Annotated in this window: 10 protein-coding genes and 1 pseudogene; 4 read left to right on the top strand and 7 right to left on the bottom strand. The window is 64.0% G+C overall.

The features are described 5' to 3' along the window. Positions 1-200 precede the first annotated feature (200 nt). Positions 201-1191: pseudogene (locus WDJ60_RS10760) on the top strand (WD40/YVTN/BNR-like repeat-containing protein). On the opposite strand, the gene WDJ60_RS10750 reads toward WDJ60_RS10760, so the two are convergent. From WDJ60_RS10750 to WDJ60_RS10740, 3 genes are all read right to left on the bottom strand, one after another. Further along, entirely contained in the window at positions 1192-1821 is a 630-nt protein-coding gene (locus WDJ60_RS10750) for a DUF7978 family protein (protein ID WP_340100421.1), read from the bottom strand. Positions 1822-1884: 63 nt separating this feature from the next. After that, entirely contained in the window at positions 1885-2619 is a 735-nt protein-coding gene (locus tag WDJ60_RS10745; RefSeq protein WP_340100419.1) for a proteasome assembly chaperone family protein, read from the bottom strand. Positions 2620-2643: 24 nt separating this feature from the next. After that, positions 2644-3027 (bottom strand): hypothetical protein, encoded by a 384-nt coding sequence (locus tag WDJ60_RS10740; protein WP_340100417.1) that lies wholly within the window; start codon positions 3025-3027, stop codon positions 2644-2646. Between the two features lie 95 nt (positions 3028-3122). Between WDJ60_RS10740 and WDJ60_RS10735 the strand changes: the two genes are divergently transcribed. Together WDJ60_RS10735 and WDJ60_RS10730 are read left to right on the top strand one after the other, a co-directional pair. Next, complete coding sequence (locus tag WDJ60_RS10735) at positions 3123-4034, top strand: RsmB/NOP family class I SAM-dependent RNA methyltransferase (protein WP_340100415.1); 912 nt, start codon at positions 3123-3125, stop codon at positions 4032-4034. Further along, complete coding sequence (locus WDJ60_RS10730) at positions 4034-4546, top strand: DUF7122 family protein (protein WP_340100413.1); 513 nt, start codon at positions 4034-4036, stop codon at positions 4544-4546. Before WDJ60_RS10735 ends, WDJ60_RS10730 begins: the two co-directional genes overlap by 1 nt. A 158-nt stretch (positions 4547-4704) precedes the next feature. Here WDJ60_RS10730 and WDJ60_RS10725 read toward each other — a convergent pair whose 3' ends face one another. The 3 genes from WDJ60_RS10725 to WDJ60_RS10715 form a co-directional block, all read right to left on the bottom strand. Beyond that, positions 4705-5109, bottom strand: coding sequence for a helix-turn-helix domain-containing protein (locus WDJ60_RS10725; RefSeq protein ID WP_340100411.1), 405 nt, complete (start codon positions 5107-5109; stop codon positions 4705-4707). 118 nt (positions 5110-5227) lie between these two features. Continuing rightward, entirely contained in the window at positions 5228-6277 is a 1050-nt protein-coding gene (locus tag WDJ60_RS10720; protein WP_340100410.1) for a sulfite exporter TauE/SafE family protein, read from the bottom strand. Next, complete coding sequence (locus WDJ60_RS10715; RefSeq protein WP_340100408.1) at positions 6267-6431, bottom strand: DUF7512 family protein; 165 nt, start codon at positions 6429-6431, stop codon at positions 6267-6269. The genes WDJ60_RS10720 and WDJ60_RS10715 overlap by 11 nt, the downstream gene beginning before the upstream one ends. 392 nt (positions 6432-6823) lie before the next feature. Between WDJ60_RS10715 and WDJ60_RS10710 the strand changes: the two genes are divergently transcribed. Further along, positions 6824-7666: a universal stress protein gene (locus tag WDJ60_RS10710; protein ID WP_340100407.1), complete on the top strand. Its 843-nt coding sequence runs from the start codon at positions 6824-6826 to the stop codon at positions 7664-7666. Positions 7667-7711: 45 nt separating this feature from the next. Here the strand turns inward: WDJ60_RS10710 and WDJ60_RS10705 are convergent, their stop codons facing one another. Then, the gene (locus WDJ60_RS10705) at positions 7712-8893 is read right to left on the bottom strand and encodes an inorganic phosphate transporter (protein WP_340100406.1); all 1182 of its coding nucleotides are present in this window, start codon (positions 8891-8893) and stop codon (positions 7712-7714) included. Between the last annotated feature and the right edge of the window lie 14 nt (positions 8894-8907).

Below are 8907 nucleotides of genomic sequence, written 5' to 3'. Positions count from 1 at the left end.
CCCGAGACATCCATGTCACGCAGCTGTCCATCTTTATCAACTTCTGGCCGCCAACCCCGTGAACAGCGTTCCATCTTCCAGTCTCAGCTTGTCAACTCCGCGGCTTGTACTTGTGGGTAAGAGACAGCGCTGAAGCGCGAGGCTTTCTCCTCGCATCTCCGTAACCACCATTATGAACGGTCCAGTGCGTACGTTGGTATATGACAACAGTGTACGCGGCGCTGGTCGACCACCTGCTGGCGGTTCGGGGGGCTGGGACTGACTGGACCGCCAGCGAACTGCTGTCGGGCCGCGACTTCGAGTGTCTCGCGGCGTCGTCTGCCAAATCCGAACAGGTGTTTGCTGGCACTGTCGAGTCGGGACTGCTCCGTAGCGTCGACGGCGGGAAACGGTGGGAAGCAATCGGCGGCTTCGATGACCGTGTTACCGCTGTCACCGTCAGTCCTCACGACCCCAATGGCGTGTGGGTGGGGACCGAACCCAGCGCTGTTTATCGGTCGACTGACGGCGGCGAATCCTTCGAAAAATGCGACGGGCTGATGGCCCTCCCCGGGAGCGAACACTGGTCGTTTCCGCCCAGACCGGACACCCATCGTGTCCGCTGGATTGCGATCAACCCACACGACTCCGCACACATCTACGTCGCCATCGAGGCGGGGGCGTTCGTCCGCTCTGTCGACGGCGGTCGGACCTGGCAGCCCCACCCCGACGACGGCCGTCACGACAACCACACGCTGGCGACCCATCCTGACGCCCCGTGTCGGGTCTACACGGCGGCAGGTGACGGCTACGCCGAATCACCCGACTGCGGCGACACCTGGGGAGTCTCTACAGGACGGATTAGCCCACCGCTATGTCTGGGGGCTGGCGGTCGACCCTGGCGACCCCGAGACGGTCGTCGTCTCCGCAGCAAACGGCGCGTACATTGCACACAGCCCCGATAGCGCCATCGCGTACGTCTATCGGAAGTCGGGCTCCGACGAACCATGGCAGGTGGCGATGGACGGTCTTCCAGACCCCGAGGGAACGGTTCGTGCGGTCTTGGCCGCCGGCGACGCCGGCGAATTCCACGCGCTGACGAACCGCGGTCTCTTCCGCTCGACGGACGCCGCACAGTCGTGGCAGCCGCTCCCTATCGAGTGGCCCGACTCCTACCGTGACCAGACCGGGCGGGGACTGGCCGTTGTGTAGTCACGGCCGGTAGTCTGCCGTCGAACTCGGCGTGGTCTGGTGGGCGAGCACGGCTCCGACCGTCCCACAGACGAGTGGGTAGACGAGACCGACCAGCAGGACGCTCGGCACCAGCTCCGGTGCAATCGTGACACCGACGCTCCCGCCCAGACCGGTCTCGGTATGCGAGAAAAACAGCTGGCCGACGACGGCCAGCGGCAGGTACCCGACGACGACGCTCGCACCGAGCGCCGCCGCGGCCGGTGCTGTCACTGCTTGGTCAGCGACACGTCGCTCGAGAACGAATCCCGCTCCGGCGAGCACGACGATGGGAACCAGTAGATAGAGTATCTCCGGGACCGCGTCGGTGAGGCTGGTGAGTTCGCTGAACCCGTCGAAGAGCGAGACCGTTCTCACCCCGGAGCGGTCGCCCGCGAAGCCAGTTATCTCCATTTTCACGGTGTGGGCGGCGTAGAACACCCACCCTGCGACTTTAACCCAGCCAGCCTCGCCACCGAAGTCGACGCCGTCGACGAGGACGAACACGACCGTAACGACGTAGCCGAGGAGGTACGCGAGCACGCCGAAGAGGAGACTCTGTGTGAGATTCTGTCGGAGGCGGTCGCCGACACGCTGTGGTTGGGTGACCATACGGGCAGACAACACGCCGGTCGGATAGGTTTTGTTGCCGTTCGGTGTCGGGCTGCTCGCAAGTTACTGATACATGCCGAGCGGCTGGGCGCGCGTGGACTCTTCTTCGGCTTCTTGCATCTGCTTGGCGAGGCGCTCGCGCGCAGCGGCCACCTTGTCGGCCTGCTCGACGAGTTTATCCGTGGCCACGTCGATGCCTGCCAGCGGGCCGATGCCATCTTTGAGGAAGACCCGTGCCGCTTCGGGGTCCGGGAAGTTCGCGTCCGCCTGGACGACGAGACCGACGCTGTCGAGGTCCTGTTCGCCGGCCTCGGCCAGCAACGCGCCGGTGGGACCGCTGACCATCCCGCTCTCGGTGGGGACGGGAATGTCGTGTTCCGCCAGGAGCGTGTCGGCGTCGCCGGTGCCGATGCCGTACAGCGTCGGGACGCCGTCTTTCTCTTCGGGAAGGCCGCTGAGATAGAGCGGGAGCGCGTCCTGGCCGGCCAACCAGCCGGTGACGCAGGTGGAGAACTCGTCGGCTGCGGTCGGCGAGACGGGAACGTCGGACTGCAACACCAGCAGGTCGCGCTGCTCGTCGGCGTAGATCCGGACCGGTGGTTGAATCCCCCGCTCGCCTTCCTCGTAGATGGCGACGTCCGGCAGTCCGTCGCAGTGACAGGCCGCGTAGTACTCCATCTCTAACTGCTCGACGAGGTGGTCGGCGGCCAGCTTTCCGACGAGACCGACACCCGGCAACCCCTCGACGAGGACGGGATCGTCGAGCGCCATCGGCTGCTTCTCCTCGATGTGTGCCATAGCGGCTAGTGGATGCCGCCGGACTTAACGTTCGGTGCTGCCGGCAGTCTCGTCACCGTCGTCCGTGCTCTCGTCGGTCACGTCGATCTGAACTGGCTCGCCGGTCCGGTGTTCGCGCTCGTCACGATCGCCGAGCAGTTTCGAGCGGAGGTCGCTGGCGACGTTTTCGACCTGTTTGCGGACACTCCCGATTTCGTCTTCGAAGGTGTCGACACTGCGGTCGACGTAGTGAACCCGCTGGATAGGGATGCGCCGTACCACGTCGTTGCCGTCGTCGTCTTCGTCGCGTTTCAGAATCCAGTGGTCCTGGAAGTACGCGATGTGCTCGTTCTGGACCGTCTCTTCGACAGTCCCCTCGTCGGGGTGATCGTAGACAATCGTCGCCGTTCCGAGGTCGCTGTCGGCCATGCTGGCACTCAGTGAGCGACGCATATGGGCTTTCGGCCGGACGAGGAGACCACGAGTCGAAACCCACAAGCACAGCCCCGCGAAAGCCGACACCAATGTCCGTACTGGAGCGGTACGAACCGCTCGTCGACGACTTCGATGCCTTCCTCGCGGCCTGCGAGCGCCCGCTCCCCGCAGTCGTTCGCGTCAACACGATTCGGACGACCACCGAGCGCGCTGTCGAGGCCCTCGCTGACGAGGGTATCGCGACCGAACGGGTCGACTGGCACGACGCCCTCCTCCGATTACCCGAGGACCAGCCCGGCGCGAACTGGCCGTACGTCCACGGCTGGCTCCACGGGCAGGAGGAAGTCTCTGCGGTCCCTGCCGACGTACTCGCGCCCGAACAGGGCGACCGCGTCTGGGACGCCTGCGCTGCCCCCGGAAGCAAGACGACCCAGCTGGCAGCACTGATGGGCGACACCGGCCGTATCGTCGCCACCGACAACAACCTCGGGCGCATCTCCGCGCTCCGCTCGAACGCCGAGCGGCTCGGGGTGACTAACACCGCCATCACCAACGAGGACGCGCGCAACCACTCGCTGAAACCCTTCGACAACAGAGAGTACGACCGCGCGCTCGTCGACGTGCCCTGTTCCTGTGAGGGAACGATCCGGAAGAACCCCGATACGCTCGACGAGTGGACGCTCGACCACGTCCACGGCATCGCCGGCGCACAGAAGGGCATCCTCCGGCGGGCCGTCCAGGCTACCGAACCCGGCGGCACCGTCGTCTACTCGACCTGTACGTTCGCCCCCGAAGAGAACGAGGCGGTCCTCGACTACGCGCTCGCCGAAGAGGGCGGCTGTCGCGTCGTCGACTACGACCTGCCACTCGATCACGCCGCTGGCGTCACCGAGTGGGACGGCGAGGAGTACGACCCGCAGGTCGCCCACGCCAAGCGAATCTACCCACACCACAACGACACTGGTGGGTTCTTCTGTGCGAAACTGGAGGTGACTGACTGATGGGAGACGACGCCACCAACGACGGCCAGCAGTTCGACCGTCTGCCCGCGACCGCCGAGGAGCGCACCGTCGCGGGGCGAGCCACTCGGACAGAAGTGCTGGAGTGGTGGGAGGAGCGCTTCGGCGTCGACCCCGCGGTCTTCGACGACCACACGTTCTGGGAACGTGGCAGCGGCAAGATCTGGATACTCCGGGGTACGGAACCGACGCCGGTCGCCATCGAAGGACTGGGTATGACGTTTCTTCGGACCCGGCAGGAACACTGGAAACCGACGCTGTCAGCAGTCCAGCGCTTCGGGCAGCATGCAAGTACGAACGTCGTCCATCTCGACGACGAGCAGGCGGCGACGTTCATGGCCGGCGAGGACCAGGAACTCGACTGGGACGGCGACTGGGGATATCTCATCGTCACACACGACGTTGCCGGCGAGGCCGAACCGCTCGGCGTCGCGCTGTTCGTCTACGGTGAGTTGCGGTCGCAGGTGCCGAAGGGTCGCCGCCGGGAACTGTAAGCAGTTGGTCGCTGTCCGTGTGGGTGTCTCTCTCGGTCGTTTCCTTTCAACTCAGAAGATACGTCTTGGTGTTGTGAATATAGAACAATACTACTGTTCGGCTCGACCGGTTTGCGAGAAAGTGCTTCGAGACAGAGAGAGATGGAACGGATGAGGGGCTAGCCTTCGACTGACGGCGCAGACGCGTCCTGATTCTCGTATTTCGTCTCGAACTCCTGGATGAGCTGTCCCATCTTGGCGTACCAGTCGTTGAGAAGTCGCTGCATATCGTCTGCGATCTTCGAGGGATCGCTCGGTTTGAACACGTGGTAGTAGCCGCCCTGGTCGTAGTTGACCTGTTCTTTCTGGATGAAGCCGGCCTGGAGCAACCGCTGGACGGCGCGATACGCGGTCGACCGCTCCCGGTCGACGACTTCGGCGATCTCGTCCACTGTGAGTGGCTCATCGGTGTTTACCAGCGTCTGGAAGATCTCTTTGTCGAGTTGCTTGAGCCCGTGGAAACACTCGAGCAGCCCCTCGCACACCATATCCCGCTGGAGTTGTTCAGACATCGAATCTGGCATCGTTATCACGTTCAAGTAGTCACTGCGCCGTTAAAAGACTTGTGTGTGGATCGCACAATGCTGTACCACTCTTTGTCCGTCTGCATCAAGAGACAGAGAGCTTCCCCGCGGGAGGGGACTAGTGGCCCGTCGACGTCGACTGGCGACGCGACGTCCGCAGCGTCATCACCGTCGTGTAGAGGATTGCTGCAGCGACGACGACGGCTGCACCGATGACGAGCACCAGTCCGAGCATCTCGATGGCCTCACTGCCGATGTACGACCCGACTTCGCCGATACCGACTGCGGTCGCGCCCACGAGGAGCATTCCGCCGAAGTAGATCTTGATGCCGTCGGAGTCGACGACGGCGGTTGCAGCGGAACCGATTCGGGCGCCGAGCGCGCTCCCGAACAGCAGGGGGGCGACGATTCCGAGGTCGACGCCACCGCCCTGTCCGTAGAGGTAGCTCCCGAGTCCGCCCGAGAAGACGATCTCGAAGAGATCAGTCCCGACGGCGACGGGAACCGGGACGCCGATCGCGTAGATCATCGCGGGCATGCGGATGAATCCGCCACCGACGCCGAGGAAGCCCGACAGAACCCCGGTGAGGAACGCGACGATGGTGATGACCCACGCCGACACGCGGACGTCACCGCGGAGCGTCACCATCGGCGGGATTCGGACCGTCCGCTGGATTTTCTTTGCGATATCCGGAATCTCGTACTCGTCGAGGTCCTTGTCCACGGCCTCGTGGTCGACCCCGCCGCCACCGTCTCCCTTCAGCGCGTCACGGGTGACGATGAATCCGACTCCGCCGAGCAAGACGACGTACGCGACGCTGATGATCCCACCAGCCAGCCCCAGCGATTCGAGGTAGAACACGCTGGCACGCCCGGCTTCGATGCCGATGGTCGTCCCCGTAATCATAATGATTCCGAGTTTGTAATCGACCTGCCCGAGATCGTGGTGTTTCAGGCTCGCGATGACTGCCGTCCCGAAGACGAACGCCATCCCGCTCCCGACTGCGACCCGGGCCGGATACCCTATCATCAGGAGTGCGGGGGTAACGAGGAACGACCCACCCATTCCGAAGAACCCGAACAGCACCCCGACGACGAGACCGAACCCGACGAACAGCGCCAGCAGCTCCGGGGACGTCCCCAGAAACTCCAGGCTACTACTGAGCATCCTCGTCACCTCCGATCAAGAGCGACATGAGTCGCGGCCCGAGGAGCCGTTCGAGGCCACCGTAGCCGACGTACAGCACGATCGCTTCCAGCAGTATCGCGCCGATGAGCAACGCTGTCTCCGGATCCCAGGTTGGTACCTCTAGCCCTGCCATTGGTTGTCCCTCCGATTATCTCGAACTGTATTTTGTCGCTTCCACATTTCTGCTCACTATCTCCTACCCGGTTCGGCTGTATAACAGTTTTGGAATTATCACACAATACTATATTTTCGTAACCTCTCTCCGACTATGGATAACTTTGGCATAAGTTATACTGCCAGTCGGACACAGTCGATCCCACAGTACTACTAACGGGGTGATGGCCGCGTGACGGACTATTGAACGGGCGTGGTGGACGATCGCACAGCCATCTCGCACTCGCGTGTGTCCGCTCGTACTGTAATCTGTGGGCGAGGCCGAGTCTCAGGTGTACAGTGAGACGTTCACTTGTCTGCTGTAGTGTGGAAACAAAACAATATTACCGTCGGGCCGCGTAGACGAGACACATGAGAGCAGTGTACGCGACAGACCTCTCGGCGGCGAGTGAAGCGGCAATCGAGAACGAGACGTGCCTGGAGTGTCTGGGCCGCATCGGCGTCGATTCGATACACCTCGTGACGGTCGTTCCGTCGAACGTCCACGCCGGGATGCCGGGCGTGAACTTCGAGGAGCGCCGCCGTCGCGGGCTGGACCGCTATCGGGGCGTGATGGAAGGCGCTGGGTTCGACGTCGAGACGCACGTCGTCCGCGGGACGCCTTTCCGTCGCATCAACGGCATCGCCGATACCGTCCACGCCGACATGACTATCGTCGGCTCGCGGGGACAGAGCCCGCTCGAGAACCGCGTCATCGGGTCGACCGCGCGCAATCTGGCGCGGACGACGGTCGTCCCGTTGCTGGTCAACCGTGTCGAACGGGGCGCTGACGAGCCCGAGGTGCTCCGGGAACACCTCTTCGAGCGGATTCTCTTTCCGACTGACTTCTCGGAGAACGCCGAGCGCGCCTACGACGCGTTCTCGTATCTCCGGCACGCGACCCAGGAGGCAACGCTCCTCCACGTCCGCTCACCGAAAGACGATACCGGGGACGACGAGGAAACGAGAGAGAAACTGACGGACCTCGCAACGACGCTCGAAGACTGGGATATCGATACGCAAGTCGAAGTTCGGAGGGGCGACCCGGCCAACGAAATCATCGCGACAGAAGAGGAGGTCACGCCCTCGACGATTCTGATGGGCTCTCGTGGACGGAGTCGCATGCGGCGGCTGTTGCTCGGGAGCGTGTCCGAGGACATCGTCGCCCGGGCGGCCGGCAACGTCTATCTGGTCCCGCCGCCGCGGGCCGTCTAGACCGCTGAGAACCACACACTCGACAGTATTGTTTTCTGACTCGTCTCAGACCACTGGTAGCACCAGCGTCGTGGTGTAGCCGAGCGCGAGGGCGAGCACGAGCGAACCGCCCCACGCGCCGACCGTCACGAGGATTTTCCGCGAGCTAATCGCGTCGCCGCCGCCGACGGCTGCTCCGCTGCCGATGATGGCGCTCACGACGATTTCGTTGAACGACACCGGCACGCCCAGCAGGACGGCGACCTGTGCAATCAGAAACGACGGGACGAGCGCGGCGATGGACCGACGCGGGCCCAGCGAGGAGTAGTCCTGGGCCAACGATTTAATCATCCGAGGGGCACCTGTCCACGACCCGACCAGGATACCGAAGCCGCCTCCGACGAGGACGGCGACGACGGGTATCGAGCCCACGTCGTCGAGAATCGGAAGGAGCGGTCCGACCGCGAGACCGACCTGACTGCCCCCGGCGGAGAACGCGACGAGCGAGCCGAGAACGAGGAGGACCCGTCGGAGGCCACCGCTCAGGTCGCGACGGATGTCCCAGGAGACGAGTATTCCGATCGACACCGCGACGAGTACTGATACCGCCACCGTCCCCACCAGGCCGTCGATGTGTAGCGTACGCTGGCTGAGGCCGATGAGCGTCCCCGCGCCACCATCGGGGCCGAGCGAGGCGAACTCGACGTTCGCCAGGACGGCGCCGACGAGACCGGCCAGCAGCGGCACGCTGAACCGCTCCGGAACGTCGGCGCGGGGGAGGACGCTCGCGATGCCGTACGCGAGGCCACCGCCGACGAACGGTGTCAGTACCCAGACGGCTCCGATCTGGACGTATTTCGGCCAGACCGGCGTCCCGCCGAGCGCGAGGCCGACGCCGACGACCGCTCCGGTCACGGTGAAGGCCGTCGCAATCGGATAGCCGGTCTTGATACCGATCGCCATGAGGCCGGCACCGATGAACAGGACGACGATGACGCCCGTCGCCGGCAGGCTCACGCCGCCGATGAGGCCCTGCCCGACTGCCTCGGAGACGTTCGCGCCCTGGACGACTGCGCCGGCGAACCCGAAGATGCCCACGACGAACGCCGCACGCATCGTCGAGATTGCGTTGGCGCCGACGGCGGGCGCGAACGGGGTCGCGCCGCTGGAGCCGGCACCGATGACCCACGCCATGAACAGACTCGCGAGTCCGGCGACGACGAAGAGACCGAGTACTGAGGGTTCCATTAGTAACGGAAGTG

The organism is Salinibaculum salinum, assembly GCF_037645885.1.
Classification (GTDB): domain Archaea; phylum Halobacteriota; class Halobacteria; order Halobacteriales; family Haloarculaceae; genus Salinibaculum; species Salinibaculum salinum.
This window is presented reverse-complemented; position numbering and strand designations above follow the sequence as displayed.

Excerpts from the sequence above, each read along its gene's own strand:
- WDJ60_RS10750 (WP_340100421.1), bottom strand. The coding sequence starts at position 1,821 with ATGGTCACCCAACCACAGCGTGTCGGCGACCGCCTCCGACAGAATCTC.
- WDJ60_RS10705 (WP_340100406.1), bottom strand. The coding sequence starts at position 8,893 with ATGGAACCCTCAGTACTCGGTCTCTTCGTCGTCGCCGGACTCGCGAGT.
- WDJ60_RS10745 (WP_340100419.1), bottom strand. The coding sequence starts at position 2,619 with ATGGCACACATCGAGGAGAAGCAGCCGATGGCGCTCGACGATCCCGTC.
- WDJ60_RS10710 (WP_340100407.1), top strand. The coding sequence starts at position 6,824 with ATGAGAGCAGTGTACGCGACAGACCTCTCGGCGGCGAGTGAAGCGGCA.
- WDJ60_RS10715 (WP_340100408.1), bottom strand. The coding sequence starts at position 6,431 with ATGGCAGGGCTAGAGGTACCAACCTGGGATCCGGAGACAGCGTTGCTC.
- WDJ60_RS10730 (WP_340100413.1), top strand. The coding sequence starts at position 4,034 with ATGGGAGACGACGCCACCAACGACGGCCAGCAGTTCGACCGTCTGCCC.
- WDJ60_RS10725 (WP_340100411.1), bottom strand. The coding sequence starts at position 5,109 with ATGCCAGATTCGATGTCTGAACAACTCCAGCGGGATATGGTGTGCGAG.
- WDJ60_RS10740 (WP_340100417.1), bottom strand. The coding sequence starts at position 3,027 with ATGGCCGACAGCGACCTCGGAACGGCGACGATTGTCTACGATCACCCC.
- WDJ60_RS10720 (WP_340100410.1), bottom strand. The coding sequence starts at position 6,277 with ATGCTCAGTAGTAGCCTGGAGTTTCTGGGGACGTCCCCGGAGCTGCTG.
- WDJ60_RS10735 (WP_340100415.1), top strand. The coding sequence starts at position 3,123 with ATGTCCGTACTGGAGCGGTACGAACCGCTCGTCGACGACTTCGATGCC.